This window comes from Bacillus sp. LR_5 (assembly GCF_042709275.1).
Window position 1 is genome coordinate 1 of record NZ_JAVAXX010000083.1, and the last position, 22,503, is coordinate 22,503.

Below are 22,503 nucleotides of genomic sequence, written 5' to 3' on the forward strand. Positions count from 1 at the left end.
TTAAAACAGAATATGCTACCCTTAACAGCGTTAATTTAAATAATTTTACAAGAGTGTTCCGACTGATAGATGTTTTGCGTCAATCCGCGAGCATTCTGGAGATGACAAGTCTTTGAATTTCTTGAGTGCCTTCATAGATTTGCGTGATTTTTGCATCACGCATATAGCGTTCAACCGGATAATCTTTTGTATAGCCATAGCCGCCGAAAATCTGCACGGCTTCGGTCGTCACCTTCATCGCCGTATCCCCCGCCAGCAGTTTGGACATGGCGGAAGCTTTTCCATATGGAAGGCCTGATGATTCAAGCCACGCCGCCTGATAGGTCAATAGCCTTGAAGCTTCTATCATTGTAGCCATATCTGCGAGTTTAAAAGCGATGCCCTGCTGCTCGGCGATCGATTTTCCGAATTGCTTTCTCTCTTTTGCGTATTGAAGCGCCGCATCAAGCGCCCCCTGAGCGATGCCCACAGCTTGAGCGGCAATGCCGTTTCTTCCTCCATCAAGCGTCTTCATCGCGATTTTGAAGCCTTCCCCTTCTTCTCCAAGACGGTTTGCTGCGGGCACAACACAATCTTCGAATGTGATTTCTGTTGTCGGAGACGAACGGATGCCCAGCTTCTTTTCTTTCTTGCCTGTCAAAAATCCTTCGAAATTCTTTTCTACAATAAAAGCGGAAATGCCTTTTTTCTTTTTCGCGGGATCGGTGACTGCAAAAACAATGTAAATATCCGCGATGCCGCCGTTTGTGATAAACACTTTTGAGCCATTTAACACATAGTCATCGCCGATTCGTTCAGCAGTTGTTTTCATGCCGCCGGCGTCAGAGCCGGACCCTGCTTCGGTCAAAGCAAAAGCGCCGATTTTCTCTCCTAGGGCCAGTTGTGTCAAATACTCTGTCTTCTGTTCTTCCGTCCCAAAGGCAAACAGCGGCCAGCTGCAAAGAGAGATATGGGCGGAAAGCGTCACACCGGTGGAGGCGCACACTTTTGACAGTTCCTCCACCACGATGACGTAGGCCAGATAGTCACTTCCGATTCCTCCATAATCTTCAGGCCACGGAATTCCCGTCAGCCCCAGATTCGCCATTTCCCGAAAAAGCTCGCGGTCGAAGCGTTCTTGTTCGTCGCGTTCTGCGGCTGTCGGGGCCACCTCATGCTTCGCAAAATCACGCACCAATTTTTGTATCATCTCGTGTTCTTCTGATAATGAAAACTTCATGGCTTCTCCCCCATTTTCATATCAGCACCTAAGACAGATTGAGCCAGAAGCTCGGCGACATCATACGTTTTGACTTGGTCTTCGGCTTCTTTCGCCTTTGTGCCATCTCCGAGCATCGTGAGACAGTACGGACAGCCTGAGCTGATCACCGATGGGTTGACCGCGAGCGCTTGCTCTGTCCTGGCGACATTAATCCTATTGCCCGTTTCTTCCTCCATCCACATTAATCCCCCGCCGGCGCCGCAGCACATGCCGGTTTCCCGGTTTCTCTCCATTTCAATCAGCTGTACGCCAGGAATGGCTTTCAAAATCTCCCTCGGCTGATCATAGACTTCGTTGTACCGGCCCAAGTAGCATGAATCATGGAAGGTAATCACCTCTTGAAGGGAGTGCTGCGGTTTTAGTTTCCCGTTCCTCACCAGCTCGGCCAGCACTTCTGTATGATGATAAACCTCGCCTTCAAAACCGAAATCAGGGTACTCATTTTTAAATAAATTGTATGCATGCGGATCGATCGTAACGATTTTTTCCACATGATTTTTTTCAAATTCAGAGATATTCTTCTCAGCCAGCTCTTGGAATAAAAATTCATTTCCGAGGCGGCGCGGCGTGTCTCCTGAATTTTTTTCTTTATTACCGAGGATCGCGAAGGACACGCCCGCGTGATTGAGCAGCTTGGCAAAGGAAATCGCGATTTTCTGGCTTCTGTTGTCGTATGACCCCATGGAACCGACCCAGAAAAGATACTCAAATTCTTTTCCTTCTTTTTTCATTTCTTTCACGGTCGGAATCTCAGCATCCGGCGCCGCGTCACGCCAATTTTCACGTTCCTTGCGGTTGAGGCCCCACGGATTTCCCTGCCGCTCGATACTGGTCATGGCGCGCTGTGCGTCACTGTCCATTTTTCCTTCTGTCAGTACGAGGTAGCGGCGAAGGTCAATGATTTTATCCACGTGCTCGTTCATGACCGGACATTGATCCTCACAATTCCGGCAAGTGGTGCACGCCCAAATTTCTTCCTCTGTGATGACGTCGCCGATCAAGCTCGGATTGTAATCTAGCGCTGCCGCGGCCTCCTGCGATCCGCTGCCCGCTGACGCCGCCGCCAGCTGATTGCCTCTCGTATGCCGGAACGCTGCCGCGGGCACCCATGGCGAACGCGAGGTGACAGCGGCGCCTTTTTCAGTAAGATGGTCTCTGAGACGCAAAATCAAGTCCATCGGCGACAGCATTTTTCCGGTGCCTGTTGCAGGGCACATATTGGTGCAGCGGCCGCACTCGACACACGCGTACAGATCAAGCAGCTGAGTCTGCCGAAAATCTTCAATTTTCCCCGCTCCGTAGCTTTCTTTCGTTTCATCGGTAAAATCAATTTTTTCAAGCTTTCCGGCTGATTCCATTCTATTGAAGAAGACATTGGCAGGTCCGGCGATTAAATGGGCATGCTTCGACTGAGGCACGTACACTAAAAAACTCAGCAAAAACAGAAGATGCACCCACCATGCGATATAGAAAATCACCGCCGCACCTGTTTCCCCGACCCCGCTAAGCAAAAACGCGATACCTGATGCAATCGGCTCGCTCCACGAAAGCCCGTGCTCATGCCAGATCAGATTCATCCCGTTTCCAAGCAGAACCGTCAGCATTAATCCCCCGATAAAAATGAGAACGAGCCCTGCTTTGAAACCGCGTTTCAGCCTGACGAGCTTTTCAATATAACGTCTGTAGAATGCCCAGCCTACAGCAATTAAAATAAGAAATGTAACGATTTCCTGAAAAAAGGTGAAGGCGGGATAGACAGGGCCAAGCGGCAGATTCCGATCGGGAGCCAGTCCTTTGATAATAAAGTCAATTGCTCCGAACTGAACCAATATAAATCCGTAGAAAAACATGACGTGAATGATTCCGCTTTTCTTATCCTTGAGCAGTTTTTTCTGTCCGAATACATTCACCCATATGGCGCGAAGCCGTTCCTTGATCCGTTGATCAAAATGTTCTTTCTGCCCGAGCCTGATGTAGGCCAGTCTCGTTTTAACCAAGTAGACAAACAAATAGACAGCGTAAGCGGTTACAATCAGAAATAACAATGCATTTGCGATGAGAAAGCCGCTCATTCTAATTCCCCCTTTTTACTGATAAAGACCGCGATCCCCTACCCTCGAATCTGTATAAGATTATCTTTATGATAAATAATGAATGAGTGTTCAGTCAATAATTAAATTCCAGCTGATCGGGCACACTACCTTTACTACGGAAAGGAGTGCCGGGATGAAGGTATTTTTCGTGATTATGATCATTGTCGTTATTCTTTTTGCTTTGATTCTGCTTGATATCTTCATGGGCCGCGCAGGATACAGAAAGAACGCGTACGAGCCTGTTTTTTCAAAAAAGAAGAGTGACATCGAATTGATCCACTGCGGCGCTGATCTTGTCGAACGGATGATGGAAGACATCCGCCAGGCTGTTTCCTCTGTTCACGTGATGTTTTTTATTATGAAAAATGATGAGGTCAGCCACAATATGTTTACGCTGCTGAAAGCAAAAGCTAAAGCCGGTGTTTCTGTTTATTTGCTGCTGGATTGGTCAGGCAGCCAAAAAATTAAAAAACCGGCGCTGAAGACGATGAAAAATGCCGGGGTCCATGTTCATTTTCTTAACAAGCCCCGTTTTCCTTTTTTCTTTTTCCATATGCAAAAACGAAATCACCGAAAAATCGCTGTGATAGACGGGAAGATCGGTTATATCGGCGGGTTTAACATCGGTGAGGAATACCTTGGAAAGAAGGCGAAGTTCGGCAATTGGGAGGATTATCATCTGCGCATGAAGGGAGAAGGTGTCCGCGATCTTCAGACGCTTTTTACAGCCGATCTAAAACGAAATACCGGATCAGCTGAACTGGCCCCGGATGTTTGGCCGGAGCTTCCGCAAGGGAATATCTCTCTTAAGATTTATGCGACTGATGGTTATTCTCTTGAAAAAACGTATTTGGCAAATATCGCGCAGGCAAAAGATCGCATTACCATTTGCACACCTTATTATATTCCGACAAAACCGCTTCAGCAGGCATTGGTCAAAGCAAGAAAAAACGGTGTAACTGTTACGCTCATCGTGCCGATGAAATCAGATCATCCGCTGGTCAGAGAGGCAGCTTTTACGTATTATTCAGAGCTCTTGGATGCCGGCTGTCTTATCTACCGTTTTTACCAGGGGTTTTATCATGTAAAAGCCCTGATCATTGACGATCACTTCAGCGTCATCGGCACCGCCAATTTTGATCAGCGAAGCTTCTTTTTAAATGAAGAGGTGAATGTTGAAATCGATGATAAGGCTTTTACAAAAGAAGTCTATGCCACGATTGAAGAGGATATTAATAGGTCGGAGCTGCTGACAAAGGAGAATTTCAAAAAGCGTACGTTCAGACAGCGCCCGGCGGAATGGCTTGGCAGAGCATTATCTTATTTTTTATAAAGGAGAGTTCCTATGATTTTCAGATTCGGGTTCGTTTCAAACGCGATGAGCCTTTGGGATGCGTCTCCCGCTAAAGCATTGACATTCGCGCGTTATTCCAAGCTTTCAAAGGATGAAAGAAAAGAAGCCCTGCTGACTGTGACAAGAGCCAATTTGAACAATACGATGAGAACCCTTCACTATATCATCGGCCACGGTATTCCTTTGTACCGTTTTTCCAGTTCGATTGTGCCGCTGGCCACACATCCTGATGTAATGTGGGATTTTGTAACGCCGTTTCAAAAGGAGTTTCGGGAGATTGGGGAGCTTGTTAAAACACATCATCTGCGAACAAGCTTTCACCCAAACCAATTCACTCTGTTCACGAGCCCGAAGGAAAACGTCACAAAAAATGCGGTAACCGATATGGCGTATCACTACCGCATGCTTGAAGCCATGGGCATTGCTGATCGCTCCGTTATCAACATTCATATAGGCGGCGCTTACGGAGATAAAGACACCGCCACTGCTCAATTTCATCAAAATATAAAGCAGCTGCCGCAGGAGATCAAACAGCGGATGACGCTGGAAAACGATGATAAAACCTATACGACAGAAGAAACGCTTCAGGTCTGTGAACAAGAGGATGTTCCATTTGTCTTTGACTTTCATCATTTTTACGCCAATCCAGATGATCACGCCGACCTGAATGAAGCACTGCCCCGGATGATCAAAACGTGGAAGCGGATAGGGCTGCAGCCAAAGGTTCACCTGTCTTCCCCAAAATCGGAGCAAGCCATACGCAGCCATGCCGATTATGTTGACGCCAACTTTTTGCTGCCGCTGTTAGAGCGCTTCAGACAATGGGGAACAAATATTGATTTCATGATTGAAGCAAAACAGAAAGACAAGGCACTTCTCCGCCTGATGGATGAATTAAGCTCCATCCGCGGTGTCAAACGCATCGGCGGCGGCACGCTGCAATGGAAATCATAAATGTGCAATATCAGGTTTACAGTTCGTCCGCTCTGGGAACATACGCTATATAAGACAACAACCGATGGAGGAGAAAGATTATGAAAAACATCAAGTCTCTGAAAGTAGCCGCACAGGCATTTACTTTAAGAAATTTGATTCATCTTTATAAAATGTGCCATTCCGGAAGCCACGAGGTTTATATTTATTCAAAGAAAACAATGTGCAAAATCAAAAGCTTAATTGAGCTTGAGACGTTCCGTATGGCTCATGATGAAAAGGAATATCTGATTGTAGTGGAAGGAACTAAAGCATCACAGCTGATTGAAAAGTTCCAAAATATTATCGAGCCTGCTGAAAGAGAAGCGCTTTAACTTACATATAAAAAGGATAGACATCTTGTCTATCCTTTTTCTTATGGTCTTACATAATGAAGCTGAACCGCCTGCCCGAATTGTTTCATCCCTTTTAACCGGAGTTTTGTTTCATTCGTCAGTTCATGAAACAGCGGGATGCCGCTCCCTAAAACAACAGGAATAACAGTGATGATGAATTCATCGATGGCATCTTCTTTCATAAAGGCATTCACCAGCTCTGCCCCGCCTGCTATCCAGATGTTTAAGCCTTTATCCTGTTTCAAACGGTCAGTGAAGCCCTTGGCTCCCTCATTGATAAACGTCACGTGTTCATCCCGGTAGCTGTCGGGCGTTCTCGTGAAAACGTAGCATGTTTTATCCTGGTACGGGAAAACCGGTGTAAGAATTTTGACGTGTTCATATGTGCTCCGGCCTAAGATGACGGTATCGACAGTCTGATAAAACGCGCTGTACCCGTTATCGCCTTCACCTTCAAATTCATCCAGCCAATCGATGCTTCCATCTTCTCGTGCGATCATCCCATCCAATGAAACAGCAATGTACAGCACATTTTTTCTATTCATATTCTCCTCCTATTGCTGCACCATTTGCCCGAATTGCGCTTGATGCAGCCTGCTGTATAGGCCTCCGGCTTCGATCAGGTCTTGATGGCGGCCTTGTTCTTCAATACCGTTGTTTGTGACGACCACAATTCTGTCCGCGTCTTTGATCGTCGCCAGCCTGTGAGCGATGACGAGCGTCGTGCGCCCCTCGGACAATTCTTGAAGCGCCTTTTGGATCGCCGCTTCTGTTTCTGTATCAAGCGCTGAGGTCGCTTCGTCGAGAATCAGGATCGACGGATTTTTCAAGAACATCCGTGCAATTGACAAGCGCTGCTTTTGTCCGCCGGAAAGCTTCACGCCCCGTTCGCCGATGATGGTATCCAGCCCATCCGGCATGTTATGGACGAGCTCTTCCAGATGCGCTTGCTTCACAGCCTGCCAAATGTCTTCTTCTGATGCGTCTAATCGGCCGTAGGCGATATTTTCTCGAAGCGTGCCCGAGAACAAGAAAACATCCTGCTGTACGACGCCAATCTGCCCCCGCAGCGAAGACAGCGTCATGTCTTTAATGCTGATGCCGTCGATGGTAATGTCACCCTCCGATGCTTCATAAAAGCGCGGAAGCAGACTGCAAAGCGTTGATTTTCCCGCACCTGACGGACCGACGAACGCAACCGTTTCCCCCGCTTGAATGGACAGGTTAATGTCATTGAGGACATTGTGATGGTCATCATATCCAAATGAAACATGTTCATAGCAGATATTGCCCTTCAGGCCGAAAACGTCTCTCGCATCAGGAGAATCCTGAATATCCGGCTCTGTCTCCATCAGTTCCATATAGCTTTTAAAACCGGCGATTCCTCTCGGATACATTTCGATAATGGCGTTAATTTTGTCAATGGGCCTGAATAGCACATTCGTCAGGAGCACAAACGCCACGAATTCCCCGTACGATAAGGAGCCGCGAATGACAAACCACGTTCCGCACAAAAGCACAAACAGCGTGACAAACCGAGTCAGCATATAGCTGATTGAGCCGTTTTTCGCCATAATTTTATATGAGGAAAGCTTTGTGACACGGAAGCGCTGATTGTTGACAGCGAAGCGCTCTTTTTCAAATGATTCATTGCCGAACGCCTGCACGAGCCGGATGCCGCCGATATTATTCTCTACACGCGCGCTAAAGTCTCCGATATCTTTGTTCAGCGTGGTAAACGCTTTGGTCATTTTTTTGTTGAAATAAAGCGCTAGCCAAATGACAATCGGCATGATGATAAACGTTAATAATGCAAGCTGCCAGTTAATAAACAGCATGACCCCGAACGCTCCGAGAATGGTCATGATGGCAATGAATAAGTCTTCCGGGCCGTGATGGGCAACTTCGCCGATGTACATTAAATCGTTCGTCAGCTTCGACATCAGTGTTCCCGTCTTGTTGTTGTCGTAAAATTTGAACGAGAGCTTTTGCAAATGGTCAAAAAGCGATTTTCTCATATCGGTCTCGATATTGATCCCGAGCATGTGTCCCCAGTATGTGACGATATACTGGAGAGCCGAGCTGAGCGCGTACACTGCAAATAAGCCGACTGAGGTCGCGATGATCAGCCCCCAGTCCCTGCCCGGAAGCAAGGTGTCAATAAAATAATTGACGATCAAAGGAAAACTCAGCTCCATTAAGCCTCCCGCGATCGCCGAGAAAAAATCGAGAAAGAACAACGTTTTGTATGGTTTATAATACGAAAAAAATTGCCGCAGCACTCTATCTTCCCCCAATGCCTGAATAACTGATAATATTTCTCAATTATACTATACACCGGCGGTTTTTAAAGATCAGATTTCCTTTTTTTACAGAACACCTGAAAACAGACGGGCTAAGGATTCTTTTGTCCGGTCGGTCATTCCCCTTTTATAAAAGCCAACAGGGCTGAGTTGTTCACTGTCCAGCATATCCTCTTCGAAATGGGCTTCAAGGGTGCGGATCGCTTCGGCATCCGTGAAGAACACGTTCACTTCAAAGTTGAGCTGGAAGCTGCGCATGTCCATATTCGCGGTGCCGACGGAGGCGAGATCGCCGTCAACGATCATGACTTTTTGATGCATGAAGCCTTTTTGATAGGAATACACTTCAATTCCCTCAAGTAGCAGCTCTGGGAAATAGGATCTTGACGCGTATTGCGTCAAAAAGCTGTCGTTCTTCTCCGGCACCATGACCCTTACCTGTACGCCTTTTGTCGCTGCTGCTTTGAGCGCCGTGCGAATGGATTCATTCGGGACGAAATAGGGCGTGGCGATCCATATTGATTTCTGCGCTGAAGAAATCATTTCATAATAAAGGTCGCTCATGCTTTCCTTCATGTCAGGGCCTGTCGCGACAACTTGGTAAATGCCCTCTCCTTCCACGGGAACCGGGGTATTGTACTCCTCTTGATCAATTAACACTTCATTGGAGACGTATTCCCAATCGAGCATAAAGATGGCGTGAAGCGTTTGCACAATTTCTCCTTCCAGCCGCAGGTGAGTATCTCTCCAAAATCCGATGTACGGATCTCTGCTGATATATTCCTCCCCGACATTTAATCCGCCCACAAAACCGGTTTTTCCGTCGATGATCACGATTTTCCGGTGATTTCTGAAATTCAGCTTCTGGTTGAAGAACCCGTATTTCAGCGGAGAAAACGGAACGATGTCCACTCCCGCTTGTTTCATTTTCATGATATCGCTTCTTGCCAGCTTGATGCTTCCTGCAGCGTCATATAAAAACCTCACCTCGACACCTTGGCGCGCTTTTTCCATCATAATGTCCATCATGCCGCGGCCAAGCATGTCTGACTTAAACATGTAGTATTCAATATGTATATAAGATTCTGCTTTCCTCATCGCTTTGAAAATGTCCGGAAAGGTTTCTTCGCCGTTTTTCAGCACCTTGATATTGCTTTTCGTATTGATATTCATATGGGCAGCCCTGATGGAATACGTAAAGAACCTCTCCTGATTGTCCTTCAGCCCTGTCACTTCCGGCGTTTCTTCCATGTCAAACAGCTTCCTGAGCTTTTCCCTGTTGTGCATTCGTTTTGTCTTGAACAGCTTTCCTTTAACATAAAGCTGTCCGGAAAACAGATAAAACATGTAGCCGGCGATCGGAAAAAAGACAAGAATGTGGATCCATAACAGCGTGTGCTGCGAGGTACGGTTTTCAAGAATTAACGAATAGATGCTGAACAAAATAATGCTTACATAGCAAAGCAATCCTCCGTAAAACTCAAGCCTGGAAACCGGAAAAAACCATATCACATATGCCCCGATAAGCATCATATATAAAAAGAAAAATTCCAGTCTCCTTTTCAGCATCCTGATTCTCTCCAATCTGATTCAATTACCTCCGTATTACCTCTTTTTTCTAATCGGTAAACCTTCTATGTAAAAAGCCTCTCCGCAAGATGCGGAAAGGCTTATGATGAAGCTTCCTGAGATTGGCCGGGTGTGATGTTCTGGAGCAAGGCCGGCTTGAGGGAGTAGCTGCTTTTGATTTTATGTTTGAAGAAGCTGACGATCAGGCCCGTGACCGCAATCGACACTAAGGAAAAAAGCCCTTTCAGCAATCCGACGGAGAAAATGCCGACCAGCACTACGCCAAAATCGAAGAGGAAATTAACCGTACCTGGATTCCATCCGTAGCGCTGTTGCAGAAATAAAGCGAGAATATTGGCGCCGCCGAGCGAAGCCTGATGATAAAACATGAGCGACAAGCCGATTCCAATCAGCGCCCCGCCACCAATCGCCCCGGCAAGCGGTGAAAAAGAGACAGACGGCAGCCAGTGATCCGCGCTTGTAAACAGAGTCAGCGCTGTGACTGCAAATACAGTAGATAGGGTGAATGTGATGCCCATTCTGATGAGAGAAAATACGTAAAACGGGATATTGATCAGAAAGAAGATCATGGCAAACGAGGAGTGAAACAAGTATGTCAGGCTTAGTGACAGTCCGGCTGTCCCGCCGGTTAATACGTGAGAATGTCTGAGTGTCAGGACCCCCGCGCTTGTCAGAAGACAAGCAGTTAAAATGAGTAAAATCCGCTTCATTCTTCACTCTCCCTTTTAGAATGTTATTTCCAAATACAAACATAACAGGATTCCTGGCCACCCAGCCATTACCTTGGCAGAAAATATCTTGCGTTTTTATTTTTTTATCAAACTGTTTTGTAAGACTTGTTGCCATCATCATAAAAAATCCCCCTCTTTCAAGGGGGATTTTTACGAGCGTTTTCGATACACGACATAGCTTCGTGTCAAATACTTGAGCGGCAGACTGAACACGTGTACCAATCTCGTAAACGGCCACAGGATAAAAACGACGTATCCTATCATGATATGAAGCTTAAACCATAGCGGGACACTCTCCATCAAAGAGGCGTCAGGGCTGAACAAAAAGATCTCCCTGAACCACGGCCCGACTGTTGTCCTGTAATCAAATCCTTTCGAATCAATGTTCAGAAACGTGGCGGCAACGCCTGACAGCATCATGAACAGCAGCAGGATGAGGATAAGGATATCCGATGGCGAGCTGGTGTTGCGGATTCGTTTGTCAAACAGCCGTCTGTACGTCAGGATGAAAAGTCCGGTACATGCCACAATCCCCGCCGGCAGGCCTGCGCCAATTGCCACTTTGTGATAAGCATGCTCTGAAATGCCAATGGAGGTGTACACAGCTTCCGGGATCAGAATTCCCATGAGATGCCCGCCGATAACGCACAGCATACCCCAGTGAAAAAGTGTGCTGCCCGCAGCGAGTTTTTTCTTTTCTAATAGCTCGCTGGATTTCGCCGTCCAGCCAAATTGGTCATGCTGATAGCGGTAAATATGGCCGCCGATAAAGATTGTCATTACAATGTATGGCATCACGCCCCACAGGATTTGCCCGCTCATGCCTGAACAGCCCCTTCAATGCTTTCACGTACGCCGATGTTTTCCAGCGCGGCCAGCAGCACGTACAGCAGCTCCGCATATATGCTGTCATTTTTTTCGAGGCGGGATGCCAGCTCCCTCACATTGGACAGATATTTCTCAAACACGCTTCTCGCTGCTTCAATCTCTGCAACCGCGGAAAATTCCAGCATAAGCGGCAGATAATCAGGCAGCTCTTTCTCTGTCGGCAGGAAACCGGATTGCTGGTACGTGCTTTTTAAATGCAGTAATTCAATCCCGCGTTCCCTTTGCTCGCCTGAGTTAAAGTAAGTGACGTACATATTCGTTTTTTTCCCGAAGTCGAACGTATAGACATAGTGTTCAATCAGTGCTTCTTGAGAAAAGCTGGCTGACGCTTCGAAAAAGTGCAGCAGCTTCTCCCGGATTTGCTGGTTGCTGATTTCATGGATAAGAGCCTTCCAATCGGGAAGCTCGGCTCTCCACTCTTCATCCGGATAGGAAAGAAGACAGGAAAGAGCGGAGAACGTGATTTGCCGGTCTGTGGTGTTCATCTTGTTACACCTCGTTTATCAAAAGTTACAAACAAGAGCCGGGGCCGCCTGAAAATGATAAGCCGCAGCTCCCTTGTTCAGCGTATAAATCAGACACTTCTTCTCGGTGGCTGCTCGGAATTACAAAGCGGTCATCATATTTGGCAATCGCAAGCAGCCGATACATGTCTTCAATTTGCTGTTCTGTTAAGCCGACACTGGAGATCAGTGCCGGGTCGATGGATTTATTCGTCTGGACTGCTCTCATATACTGGCGCATGACAGACATTTTCTTTAACGTTGACCGAATATGATCCGTATCACCGGCCGTTAATAGCTGCGCCAAATAGTCAATTGGAATTCTCATTTGGTCGATAGCCGGAAAAATATCTTCCGCAGATTGCTGGCTGCCTTTTCCTTCAAAGAGATTCATAATCGGGCTCAGCGGCGGAATGTACCAAACCATCGGCAGCGTACGGTACTCAGGATGAAGCGGCAGCGCAATCTTCCAGTCGATGATCATTTTATAGATCGGCGATTGCTGCGCAGCCTCTATCCACTCAGCCGGGATGCCTTGTTCTTTTGCCAGTTTGGCAACCTCAGGGTCATTCGGATCAAGAAAAACGTCCAATTGGGAATGGTAGAGATCCTTTTCATTTTCAACAGATGCCGCTTCCTCCACTTTGTCCGCGTCGTACAGCATGACGCCGAGATAGCGGATTCTGCCTACACACGTCTCGGAGCAGATGGTCGGCAGTCCCGCCTCCAAGCGCGGAAAACAGAGGGTGCATTTTTCCGCTTTGTTCGTTTGCCAGTTAAAATAGACTTTTTTATAAGGACAGGATGAGACACAATATCTCCATGAACGGCATGCGTTTTGATCCACAAGCACAATGCCGTCTTCCTCGCGTTTGTACATGGCGCCGGACGGACAAGAGGAAACGCACGCCGGGTTGATGCAGTGCTCACAAATACGCGGCAGATACATCATAAAGACCTCATCGAATTCTGTTTTGATCGATTCCTCCATCTTTTGCACGTTTGGGTCCTCAAGCCCCGTAATGTGGCCGCCTGCAAGATCATCCTCCCAGTTCGGGCCCCATTCGATATTCATGAAATCCCCCGTCAAGGATGATTTCGGGCGCGCCACAGGCTGGTGCTTTTTCTGCGGGCTGTTTGTTAATGTTTCATAATCATAGTTCCAAGGTTCATAGTAATCATCAATCGACGGCTGATTCGGGTTATAGAAAAGGCCAGCAAGCCGATTGGTTTTCGGGCCTGATTTCAGCTCGAGCTTTCCTTTTTTCAATGTCCAGCCGCCTTTATATTTGTCCTGGTCCTCCCATTGCTTCGGGTAGCCGATGCCCGGCTTTGTTTCTACATTATTAAAGTACATATATTCCGCACCGGCACGGTTTGTCCACGTGTTTTTGCAGGTAACGCTGCACGTGTGGCAGCCGATGCATTTATCCAAGTTCATGACCATACCGATTTGCGCTTTAATCTTCAAGCCAATCGACCTCCTTCAGCTTGCGGATGACGACGTTCAGGTCGCGCTGATTCCCTGTTGGACCGTAATAGTTAAAGCCGTAGCTGAGCTGGGCATAGCCCCCGATCATCTGAGTCGGCTTGACGTGTATCCTTGTCGGGCTGTTATGGGTGCCTCCTCGGTTATTCGTTAGTTTTGTGCCGGGCACGTTGATGTGGCGGTCCTGGGCATGATGCATAAACGCCATTCCTTTAGGAATCCGGTGAGACAAAACCGCTCTTGCGACGACAACACCATTTCTGTTAAAGCATTCAATCCAATCGTTATCTTTGATATCTGTGTCCTCTGCATCATCTTTATTCATCCACACAGTCGGCCCTCCGCGGAATAGCGTCAGCATCGGCAAAGAATCAAAATACATGCTGTGGACAGACCATTTATTATGCGGCGTCAAATAATTGAGGACGATTTCTTTGCCCTCTTGATCAGGCCGCTTGCTCAGAAACGGACGATGCTGGAGGATCGGTTTAAATGTCGCCATTGTTTCACCGAATTCCATCATCAGTTCATGATCGACATAATAAGATTGCCTTCCGGTCAGTGTTCGCCACGGGATTAATTTTTCTACGTTCGTTGTAAACGGCGAGTACCTGCGTCCGCCTTTTTCTGAGCCTGTAAATGCCGGAGACGTGATGACCGTTTTCGGCTGGGCTGTAATTTGCTCGAACGTAAAGCATTCTTCCTCCCGTTCTTCCGCCAGGTCTTTCAGCTTCAGGTTTGTGATGTCTTCAAGTGATTCCCATGCTTTCACGGCGACTTTTCCATTTGAAGTGGACGAAAGGGTTAAAATCGCTTCTGCCGCCTGCTTTGCTTCACTTATATTCGGACATCCCTTTGCAACGCTGTCCGAGGTGATTTCTCCCAGTCTCTTTTTGAGTGATTCATATTCATCGGCTATCGACCAGCTCATCCCTTTTGTGCCGCTCGGTTTTAAACCGGCCTGAGGTCCGAGCGCGGTCATTTTATGAAAAATGTGCTTGTAATCCCGTTCAACGACTTGGATGTTCGGCATCGTTTTTCCCGGAATGGCTTCACATTCACCCTTGCTCCAGTCATTGATTTTGCCGAACGGCTGGGCCAATTCCTGCATGGTGTCATGGAGGAGCGGTGTCGCTACAACTTCTTTCACCGGCTCCATATCGACTTCTTCTGCCAGATCAGAAACGGCTTTTGACAGTGCTTTGAAAATATCCCAGTCTGACTTCGATTCCCACGGAGCCGAGATCGCCGGAGCAAAAGGATGAATGAACGGGTGCATATCTGTGCTGCTGAGATCGTGTTTTTCATACCATGTCGCCGCCGGCAGCACGATATCGGAATACAGCGCCGTACCGGCCATTCGAAAATCGAGATTGATTAACAAGTCGAGCTTTCCTTCCGGTGCCTGCTCCCTCCAATTGATTTCTTCAGGACGGATGCTGTCGCTGTCGTCATTCATCAAGCCATTCGTCGTCCCCAGCAGGTGCTTGAGAAAATATTCATGCCCTTTTCCTGAGCTGGAAATCAGATTTGCCCGCCATACAAAGAGATTTCTTGGGAAATTCACTTCATTGTCAGGATCTTCAATTGCAAATTTCAGCTTTTTCTCTTGAAGCTGTGAGGCCACGTACGCACCAACGTCTTCAGGTGTTGTTGCACCCGCTTTTTCAGCTTCTTTGTACAGATCAATGCCATTTTGATTGAACGTCGGATAAGACGGCAGCCACCCTAATCGCGCTGCCAGCACATTGTAATCGGCGTGATGCTTGTAGCGGGATGACGCAGCGATCGGTGAAGCCAAGTCACTGATCGGCTGGTCCTCGTAACGCCACTGGTCTGTCGCAAAGTAGAAAAATGAGGTGCCGTTTTGCAGCTTGGGCACGCCCTCCCAGTCCTTTGCATTTGCAATCGTCTGCCACCCTTCAGCAGGACGGAGCTTTTCCTGCCCCACATAATGGGCCCAGCCTCCGCCGTTTACGCCTTGGGCGCCTACCAGTAATACGAGATTTAACACTGCCCGGTAGATCGTGTCGGAGTTGAACCAGTGGTTAATCCCCGCCCCTACGATAATCATGGATCGGCCGTCTGTATCGATCGCATTTTGGGCAAACTCTCTGGCTATCTTAATGACGGCTTCTTTTTTGATTCCTGTCATCTGTTCCTGCCAGGCAGGTGTGAACGGCTCAGGATCATCATAAGAGACAGCTGATTGTTCGCCGAAGCCTCGGTTCACGCCGTAGTTGGCCAGTATCAAGTCAAACACGGTCGTGACACAAACCTCTTCGCCGTTCAGGTTCAGTTTTTTTATAGGAAGATCCCGCTCAAGCACTTTGTTTCCGTCATTTGAAAAATATGGGATGCGCACCGTGCCGATTTCGTCCTCTATTCCCAGCACAGAGAGACGAGGTTCAATCGGGTCCCCGGTTTCTTCATCGATCATGTGCAGGTTCCATTTCTGCTGTCCGTCCCAGCGGGAGCCCATTGTCCCTTGCGGTATGGCAAATGCGCTTGTCTGTTCATTCCAGACCGCAGGCTTCCACTGATCATGCTTTGTCTGCCGCCCGATGTCTTTCGCATGCAGAAAACGCCCCGCTGTGTATACGCCATTTTCTTTTGACAGGGTGACGAAGAACGGAAAATCCGTGTATTGCTTTGCGTACTCAATGAAACGTTCCGTCTCTTGGTTCACGTAAAATTCCTGTAAAATGACGTGGCCCATCGCCATCGCAAGCGCACCGTCAGTCCCTTGGCGGATACTCAGCCAGTCATCCGCGAACTTTGAGGATTCCGCAAAATCCGGACTGATCGAAATGACTTTAGCGCCTTTATAGCGGGCTTCCGCCAAAAAATGCGCGTCAGGCGTTCTCGTTAACGGAACGTTGGAGCCCCATGTGATGATATAGCCTGAATTGTACCAATCACTGCTTTCCGGAACGTCCGTCTGGTCCCCCCAAATTTGCGGGGACGCCGGAGGAAGATCCGCATACCAGTCATAAAAGCTGAGCATAGGGCCGCCGATTAAAGACATAAACCGGGAGCCTGACGCGTGGCTGATCATGGACATGGCCGGAATCGGGGAAAAGCCGACGTTCCGGTCAGGCCCGTATTTCATGACTGTATAGAGCAGAGAGGCTGAAATCAGCTTCAGCACCTCCGGCCATTCAGCGCGTACAAAACCGCCTTTCCCTCTCGCCTGTTTATAGGACTTTGCTTTTTCAGGATTTTCAACGATCGATTTCCAAGCATCCAATGGATTTTGATGGGCCTGCAGTGCTTCCCGCCATAAATTGATCAGCACACCGCGCACGTATGGATATTTCACACGGAGCGGGCTGTAGATGTACCATGAAAAACTTGCCCCCCGCGGACAGCCCCTCGGTTCGAAATCAGGCATATCCGGGCCTGTTGATGGATAATTCAAGTTTTGTCCTTCCCACGTGACAATTCCGTTTTTCACATAAATATTCCAGCTGCAGGACCCCGTGCAGTTGACGCCGTGGGTGGAGCGAACGACTTTGTCGTACTGCCATCTGTTTCTGTATACATTCTCCCAATCGCGATCTTCGCGGGTGGTTTGGCTATGTTTATTTGAATGGTGTTCTATAGGAGAGAAATAGTTCAATCTCCTAAACAACGGACTCATTTTCTTTTTCTTCATGAGAGTTCACTCCTTCCGAGTCAGGTGATGCTAAGTTCACTATAAACAGAGACAGCGTGTTTCCTTGTGAACTATGTCACACACTTTGCTTTTTTCACAAAATGTTCACATAAAGGAGAAGGAAGGGCTTTCACAGCATGTGATGAAGGCGGCGTTCAGGCAGGACGCCTGAGTCATTAGCCGCCTTTCATTCAAAGATCAAAAAAACCGGCTCTGTTTAAGAACCGGGCTCGGCATTTTCATCCTGTGATGTGTGCAGATAACGCAAAAATAATTGATAGGAACAAAAGACATTTTGCTGAAGCATGCCCAAAAAATTCATTTGCAGCTGCGGATTGTAAGACATCATTTTTTTAAATGTGCAGTAAGGGATATTGAGAATCAGAATGTCTGAAGTGGCATTGACTGAGATAAAAGGCGATAAATACAGCCCGCCTTTTTCATCAATCGGAAACACATCGCCTTTTTCCCACAGCGCAACGGTTTTCGATCCTTCAGGGAGCCTGCTGTCCATAAAACGGACACTGCCTTTTAATACAATATAAACGGATTGAGAATGAACAAAGGGTGGAGACTGCTCAGATGTTCCGCGGATAAACGTCCCGTTTTTCAGCAAGGTTTCGACAATGGATAGAGGCACTTCATTAAACATAGGAAGTTGTTTCAGAAATAATAAATAGTCACACTGATTCATAGGAAAGCCTCCTGTGCTAAGGATAGCTTTAGTGTAGCTCGATTGAGCCTGTACAGCAGTGATGTATTTCACAGCCTGTATGATGAATGTCACTTATCGGGAGGATGACTGCATTTATAATGAAATAAAAAAGGAGGATTTCAATGAAGACGCTGATTCCGAAGCAGCACGGCGTATGGGCAATGCTGCTGATTCCATTTTTACTCGGGATGATCAAGGGAGGCCCCGTTTTCTGGCATATTCCGCTCTTCTTAGGCTGGCTTTTCCTTTACTTGGCAGTTTATCCCATCACGCTTGCTTTGAAAAAGAAGCAGATCAAATCCTATCAAAAGTGGATATATTATTACAGTGTTCCGGCCTGCTGTTTTTTGATTATTCCTGTCTTTCATAAGCCGCCGCTCATCTGGGTTGGCGTTTCTTTATTGCCGCTGTTCCTCATTCATATGTATTATGCCCGCCGAAAAAATGAACGGGCGCTAGTGAACGATATTGCGGGTGTCTTGTTCTTTTGTTCAGGCGGGCTTGCGAGCTGCTGGCTGGGGACGGGAACCCTTGACGGCTGGGCTTGGTTTATTTTTTCTCAATCTGCTTTATTTTTTATCGGAAGTTCCTTTTATGTGAAGTCGGTGATCCGGGAGAGAAAAAACAGCGTATTTGCATACTGGTCATGGGGATACCATCTGCTGCTCCCCTTTCTATCCGCTCTTCTCGGAGCAGGATGGGCATTTCTTGCTTTTATCCCAAGCAGTTTGCGGGCATGGTTTTTTCACGGAAGGGACTGGCCCGCGAAAACGATCGGCATTCTAGAAATCGTGAATGCCTGCTTCTTTTTTGCCGTCATTTGTATGTTTATCACTAGATAAAAAACCAAGGACCGCCGGCGGTCCTTGGTTTTTTCAGTCAATATTGCAAATCTCCAGCGGACAGTTTTCACACTCGATCTCGCATCGCAAATAGTCCCGCTTGTGCAAAATAATTTTTCCGGATTCTTCTATCGAAATCACCCCTTGTTTGCGGAGGTCCCCCAGCATACGGTTGACGCTTTCCCTTGCCGCTGCGCAAAACTTTGCCAAATCTTGATTTGTCAGCACAATGTTAATCAGAATGCCATCGCTTCGTTCCACACCGTAGCTGTTTGATAAGCGGATAAGGGTGGAGTAGAGCGCCCCCTTTTTGCCGTGAAGAAGCAGATCCCTTATTTTGGACTGGATTTTCCGGAGGTGAGTGCTCATCCATTTCATAAATTCAAATGTCAAAGCACCGTTTTGGATTAATTCCTTTTCCAGCTTGTTTTTATTAATGACGAGCACCTCGCCATCCTCTAGCACTTTTGCACTGAGCATATATCTCGGCTCTTCAGTGAAAAGTGTTAATTCCCCGACGATATCATGCTTTTGGCAGATTCTAAGCGTCAGGTCTTTTCCGTCAGATGTCAGCTTGCCGATTTCAATGAGTCCTGATTGAATCAGATAAAGCTCTTCTGCATCCATTCCTTCCCGAAACAAATACGTGTGTTTTTCCATTTTTCTTTTCGTACTAATCGATTCCAGCAATTCATGCAGATCGCTGGAAATAAGATCACTATCAGATGGTCGAACAGAGAGAAAATTCATGAGCTCACCTCGAAGAAAGTCACGTTGTCTATTTATTGTAACGTGAATTGATTTGCACCCATCCAGAAAAAACTAACAATCTTGTGAATGCCCAGTGTTAGTTGACGCTCTGACTGTTTCTCTCCGTGTGCGTTTTCATTCTTTCCTGCCAATACATCCATATGACAAGGACAAAGCTGGCTAACGCCACTTCCGAAAGCGCCATAAAACCGATCGCGTATTGGCCTGTTGCCTGAAATACACTCGCCAATATCAGCGGAGGGAAAAAACCGCCTAATCCGCCCATAGCAGACACAATCCCATTGGCAATCCCCGCTTGCTTCGAAAAATAGAAAGGCACCAGTTTAAAAACGGTCCCGTTTCCTATTCCTGAGCAGACGGCCACCGTTAATGACCCAAACGTATAAAGGCCGATCGTCGGCGAGAACGATAAGATAATTCCTGATAATGTAAGTCCCGCAAAAACGAACATCAAGATGCGGAGCGGGCTCATTTTATCAGCCAAGAGTCCTCCCACAGGCCTGAGCAACGTTGATACGGCAATAAAGCCAGCCGTCCGCAAACCGGCGTCCGCAGGATTCAGCCCAAAGTACTCCACCAGAAAGTTCGGCAGATAGATGGTGAAGGCGACAAAGGCGCCAAACGTAATAAAATAAAACAGGCTCAAAAACCACAGGATATGATTTCGGTAAACGGCTTTGATTTGTGTTTTTACGGAAACATTCACTTTCTTCTCATGCCTGTCGCCGAACAATACGTGCAGCAATGCAAAGACAGCCAGCAGAACCATATACATCTGCACGGTTGCTTTCCATCCCACAGCTTGAGCGATAACCGGCGCCGCAAATGTGGTAATGGCGGTTCCGATGTTTCCGGCCCCGTAAATCCCATTGACGACACCGTGCTTTTCTTTCGGATAATATTTCGGAAGGGATGTCACCCCAATGGAGAATACCGCTCCCCCGATCCCTAAGAAAAAACCGCCCGCGATTAAATCAAACAGAGAATCCGCGATACTGATCCAAAACACAGGAAACAAAAGCAGGATGAAGCTGATCATAAACATTAGCCGCGCGCCAAACCTGTTCGTTAAATACCCTAAAGGAATGCGAAGAAGCGACCCGAGGATAACGGGAATCGCCGTCACCAAAGAAATCTCGCCTTTGCTTAAATGAATATCTAATGTAATTTGGGAAATGAGTGATGAAATCAGCACCCAAACCATAAACCCTGCCACCAAGCTTAATGACTGTAACGATAATTGAATATGTTGACGGTTGATCATTCGGCTTGCCCCTTTCAATGATTCCATAATCAGTCTTATCATACAAAAACTCAGCAAACAGGATTGTGAATTACATCACACGTTTTATGCATAAAAAAAGGACAAAGCCCGAAGACTTTGCCCTTTGATCAAGATTACATTTTTTCCGGAGCCGATACGCCGATCAGCTGAAGCGCATTGTTCAGCGTAATTTGCGTTGCCTTCATTAAAGCCAGGCGCGCACGGCTTTTCTCTTCATTTTCCGGATCGATGACTTTCTCCGCATTGTAGAAGCTGTGCAGTGCAGAAGCCAGATCATAAATATAGTTTGTGACACGGTGCGGAATTCGTTTTTCCGCTGCTTCCGCCACCGCCTCTGGGAAGCCGCCGATTGTTTTCAGCAGGTCATACTCTTTTTCTGATTGAATATGGCTGAAATCAAGGTCCGCCGCAGGCTTAAGTCCCTGCTCTTCCCCTTGGCGAAGCATGCTGCAAATACGGGCATGTGCGTATTGTGCATAATACACAGGGTTTTCGTTAGATGTTGATACAGCAAGATCTAAGTCAAAATCCATATGCGTATCAGCACTGCGCATCGCAAAGAAGTAACGCACGGCATCCAAGCCGACTTCTTCAATCAGGTCGCGCATCGTTACCGCTTTACCTGTCCGTTTGCTCATTTTCATTTTCTCGCCGTTTTTGTAAAGGTGAACGAGCTGAATGATTTCTACTTCAAGCGTTCCTTTTTCATAGCCCAGCGCTTCAATTGCTGCTTTCATACGCGGGATGTAGCCGTGGTGATCGGCGCCCCAAACGTTGATCAGCTTATCAAAGCCGCGGTCAAGCTTGTCCTTATGATACGCGATATCAGGCAGCAGGTACGTATACGTGCCGTCCTTCTTGATCAATACGCGGTCTTTATCATCGCCAAACGTCGTAGAGCGGAACCAAGTCGCGCCGTCTTCTTCATAGACATGGCCTTTTTCGCGGATCGCTTCAAGCGCCTTATCGATTTTTCCGTTTTGGTACAGTGACGTTTCGGAATACCACACATCAAACGGCACACGGAAGTTTTCCAAGTCCTTGCGCAGCTTTTGCAGCTCGTATTTCAGACCGTATTCACGGAAAAATGCGAGGCGCTCGCTTTCCTCTTCGTTGACGAAACGGTCGCCGTATTCCTCAGCGAGACGCTTTCCGATCGCAATGATATCCTCGCCGCGGTAGCCATCCTCCGGCATCGGTTTTTCCAAGCCGAGCGCTTCAAAGTAACGGACTTCAACAGATAGCGCCAGGTTATTGATTTGGTTTCCGGCATCGTTAATGTAGTATTCGCGGCTCACATCGTAGCCCGCTTTTGAAAGCACATTGCACAAAGAATCGCCGACAGCTGCACCGCGGGCATGGCCGAGGTGAAGGTCTCCCGTCGGATTCGCTGATACGAATTCCACCTGGACTCGTTCACCGTTTCCGATGTTCGTTTCCCCGTATGCTTCCCCTGCTTCTAATACAGACGGAATCAGCTTCGTTAAATATTGATTGTTCATATAAAAATTGATAAAACCCGGGCCAGCGATATCTAGTTTTTCAATCGAAGCCTTTCCTTTATCAAAATGAGAGACAATCTCTTCAGCAATTTGGCGCGGCGCTTTTTTTGCGATTCTTGCCAGCTGCATCGCCATATTTGTTGAATAATCGCCGTGTGTTTTATCTTTCGGTGTTTCTAAAACGACATTA

At 47.3% G+C, this 22,503-nt stretch carries 18 protein-coding genes; 4 read left to right on the forward strand and 14 right to left on the reverse strand.

The annotated features are described in order from the left end of the window. Positions 1-79 precede the first annotated feature (79 nt). Together acdA and RAC86_RS17490 are read right to left on the reverse strand one after the other, a co-directional pair. A complete protein-coding gene (acdA, locus tag RAC86_RS17485) occupies positions 80-1,219 on the reverse strand; it encodes an acyl-CoA dehydrogenase AcdA (protein ID WP_014115527.1) in 1,140 nt (379 codons plus the stop codon). Further along, the gene (locus RAC86_RS17490; protein ID WP_072565420.1) at positions 1,216-3,333 is read right to left on the reverse strand and encodes a heterodisulfide reductase-related iron-sulfur binding cluster; all 2,118 of its coding nucleotides are present in this window, start codon (positions 3,331-3,333) and stop codon (positions 1,216-1,218) included. Before RAC86_RS17490 ends, acdA begins: the two co-directional genes overlap by 4 nt. Before the next feature lie 154 nt (positions 3,334-3,487). On the opposite strand from RAC86_RS17490, the gene cls (RAC86_RS17495) reads away from it, so the two are divergent. The 3 genes from cls (RAC86_RS17495) (at position 3,488) to RAC86_RS17505 (ending at position 6,015) form a co-directional block, all read left to right on the forward strand. Continuing rightward, positions 3,488-4,687 carry a cardiolipin synthase gene (cls, locus tag RAC86_RS17495; RefSeq protein ID WP_072182959.1) on the forward strand — a complete coding sequence of 400 codons (1,200 nt, stop codon included), beginning with the start codon at positions 3,488-3,490 and terminating at the stop codon, positions 4,685-4,687. A 12-nt stretch (positions 4,688-4,699) separates the two neighbouring features. Further along, complete coding sequence (gene uvsE / locus RAC86_RS17500) at positions 4,700-5,662, forward strand: UV DNA damage repair endonuclease UvsE (RefSeq protein ID WP_072565421.1); 963 nt, start codon at positions 4,700-4,702, stop codon at positions 5,660-5,662. Between the two features lie 80 nt (positions 5,663-5,742). After that, on the forward strand, positions 5,743-6,015 hold the full coding sequence (locus tag RAC86_RS17505; RefSeq protein ID WP_003221969.1) for a hypothetical protein: 273 nt from the start codon (positions 5,743-5,745) through the stop codon (positions 6,013-6,015). 41 nt (positions 6,016-6,056) lie between these two features. Here the strand turns inward: RAC86_RS17505 and RAC86_RS17510 are convergent, their stop codons facing one another. The 9 genes from RAC86_RS17510 to RAC86_RS17550 all read right to left on the reverse strand — a co-directional run bounded on the left by RAC86_RS17510 (position 6,057) and on the right by RAC86_RS17550 (position 17,892). After that, positions 6,057-6,581 (reverse strand): dihydrofolate reductase family protein, encoded by a 525-nt coding sequence (locus RAC86_RS17510; protein WP_061186497.1) that lies wholly within the window; start codon positions 6,579-6,581, stop codon positions 6,057-6,059. 9 nt (positions 6,582-6,590) lie between these two features. Further along, positions 6,591-8,318, reverse strand: a complete 1,728-nt coding sequence (locus tag RAC86_RS17515) for an ABC transporter ATP-binding protein (protein ID WP_061186498.1) — start codon at positions 8,316-8,318, stop codon at positions 6,591-6,593. A gap of 87 nt (positions 8,319-8,405) precedes the next feature. Further along, entirely contained in the window at positions 8,406-9,908 is a 1,503-nt protein-coding gene (cls, locus tag RAC86_RS17520; protein ID WP_072565422.1) for a cardiolipin synthase, read from the reverse strand. Positions 9,909-10,009: 101 nt separating this feature from the next. Continuing rightward, on the reverse strand, positions 10,010-10,639 hold the full coding sequence (locus tag RAC86_RS17525; RefSeq protein ID WP_061186499.1) for a YitT family protein: 630 nt from the start codon (positions 10,637-10,639) through the stop codon (positions 10,010-10,012). Positions 10,640-10,810: 171 nt separating this feature from the next. Continuing rightward, complete coding sequence (narI, locus tag RAC86_RS17530; protein WP_061186500.1) at positions 10,811-11,482, reverse strand: respiratory nitrate reductase subunit gamma; 672 nt, start codon at positions 11,480-11,482, stop codon at positions 10,811-10,813. Beyond that, positions 11,479-12,033 carry a nitrate reductase molybdenum cofactor assembly chaperone gene (gene narJ / locus RAC86_RS17535; RefSeq protein WP_072565423.1) on the reverse strand — a complete coding sequence of 185 codons (555 nt, stop codon included), beginning with the start codon at positions 12,031-12,033 and terminating at the stop codon, positions 11,479-11,481. The genes narI and narJ overlap by 4 nt, the downstream gene beginning before the upstream one ends. Before the next feature lie 25 nt (positions 12,034-12,058). After that, positions 12,059-13,522 (reverse strand): nitrate reductase subunit beta, encoded by a 1,464-nt coding sequence (gene narH / locus RAC86_RS17540; RefSeq protein WP_061186502.1) that lies wholly within the window; start codon positions 13,520-13,522, stop codon positions 12,059-12,061. Then, on the reverse strand, positions 13,512-17,198 hold the full coding sequence (locus tag RAC86_RS17545; RefSeq protein ID WP_072565424.1) for a nitrate reductase subunit alpha: 3,687 nt from the start codon (positions 17,196-17,198) through the stop codon (positions 13,512-13,514). The genes narH and RAC86_RS17545 overlap by 11 nt, the downstream gene beginning before the upstream one ends. A 217-nt stretch (positions 17,199-17,415) precedes the next feature. Beyond that, entirely contained in the window at positions 17,416-17,892 is a 477-nt protein-coding gene (locus RAC86_RS17550) for a cyclic nucleotide-binding domain-containing protein (protein WP_072565425.1), read from the reverse strand. 143 nt (positions 17,893-18,035) lie between these two features. On the opposite strand from RAC86_RS17550, the gene RAC86_RS17555 reads away from it, so the two are divergent. Then, the gene (locus RAC86_RS17555; RefSeq protein ID WP_072565426.1) at positions 18,036-18,755 is read left to right on the forward strand and encodes a YwiC-like family protein; all 720 of its coding nucleotides are present in this window, start codon (positions 18,036-18,038) and stop codon (positions 18,753-18,755) included. A 33-nt stretch (positions 18,756-18,788) separates the two neighbouring features. Here the strand turns inward: RAC86_RS17555 and fnr are convergent, their stop codons facing one another. The 3 genes from fnr to argS all read right to left on the reverse strand — a co-directional run. After that, positions 18,789-19,505: a fumarate/nitrate reduction transcriptional regulator Fnr gene (gene fnr / locus RAC86_RS17560; RefSeq protein ID WP_014115542.1), complete on the reverse strand. Its 717-nt coding sequence runs from the start codon at positions 19,503-19,505 to the stop codon at positions 18,789-18,791. Between the two features lie 97 nt (positions 19,506-19,602). Then, positions 19,603-20,790: a nitrate transporter NarK gene (gene narK, locus RAC86_RS17565; RefSeq protein WP_072565427.1), complete on the reverse strand. Its 1,188-nt coding sequence runs from the start codon at positions 20,788-20,790 to the stop codon at positions 19,603-19,605. A gap of 134 nt (positions 20,791-20,924) precedes the next feature. Then, positions 20,925-22,503, reverse strand: a 1,579-nt coding sequence (gene argS / locus RAC86_RS17570) for an arginine--tRNA ligase (RefSeq protein WP_377885906.1), incomplete at its 5' end; no start/stop codon positions are given.

Excerpts from the sequence above, each read along its gene's own strand:
- acdA (WP_014115527.1), bottom strand. The coding sequence starts at position 1,219 with ATGAAGTTTTCATTATCAGAAGAACACGAGATGATACAAAAATTGGTG.
- RAC86_RS17490 (WP_072565420.1), bottom strand. The coding sequence starts at position 3,333 with ATGAGCGGCTTTCTCATCGCAAATGCATTGTTATTTCTGATTGTAACC.
- cls (WP_072182959.1), top strand. The coding sequence starts at position 3,488 with ATGAAGGTATTTTTCGTGATTATGATCATTGTCGTTATTCTTTTTGCT.
- uvsE (WP_072565421.1), top strand. The coding sequence starts at position 4,700 with ATGATTTTCAGATTCGGGTTCGTTTCAAACGCGATGAGCCTTTGGGAT.
- RAC86_RS17505 (WP_003221969.1), top strand. The coding sequence starts at position 5,743 with ATGAAAAACATCAAGTCTCTGAAAGTAGCCGCACAGGCATTTACTTTA.
- RAC86_RS17510 (WP_061186497.1), bottom strand. The coding sequence starts at position 6,581 with ATGAATAGAAAAAATGTGCTGTACATTGCTGTTTCATTGGATGGGATG.
- cls (WP_072565422.1), bottom strand. The coding sequence starts at position 9,908 with ATGCTGAAAAGGAGACTGGAATTTTTCTTTTTATATATGATGCTTATC.
- RAC86_RS17525 (WP_061186499.1), bottom strand. The coding sequence starts at position 10,639 with ATGAAGCGGATTTTACTCATTTTAACTGCTTGTCTTCTGACAAGCGCG.
- narI (WP_061186500.1), bottom strand. The coding sequence starts at position 11,482 with ATGAGCGGGCAAATCCTGTGGGGCGTGATGCCATACATTGTAATGACA.
- narJ (WP_072565423.1), bottom strand. The coding sequence starts at position 12,033 with ATGAACACCACAGACCGGCAAATCACGTTCTCCGCTCTTTCCTGTCTT.
- RAC86_RS17545 (WP_072565424.1), bottom strand. The coding sequence starts at position 17,198 with ATGAAGAAAAAGAAAATGAGTCCGTTGTTTAGGAGATTGAACTATTTC.
- RAC86_RS17550 (WP_072565425.1), bottom strand. The coding sequence starts at position 17,892 with ATGAATCAGTGTGACTATTTATTATTTCTGAAACAACTTCCTATGTTT.
- RAC86_RS17555 (WP_072565426.1), top strand. The coding sequence starts at position 18,036 with ATGAAGACGCTGATTCCGAAGCAGCACGGCGTATGGGCAATGCTGCTG.
- fnr (WP_014115542.1), bottom strand. The coding sequence starts at position 19,505 with ATGAATTTTCTCTCTGTTCGACCATCTGATAGTGATCTTATTTCCAGC.
- narK (WP_072565427.1), bottom strand. The coding sequence starts at position 20,790 with ATGATCAACCGTCAACATATTCAATTATCGTTACAGTCATTAAGCTTG.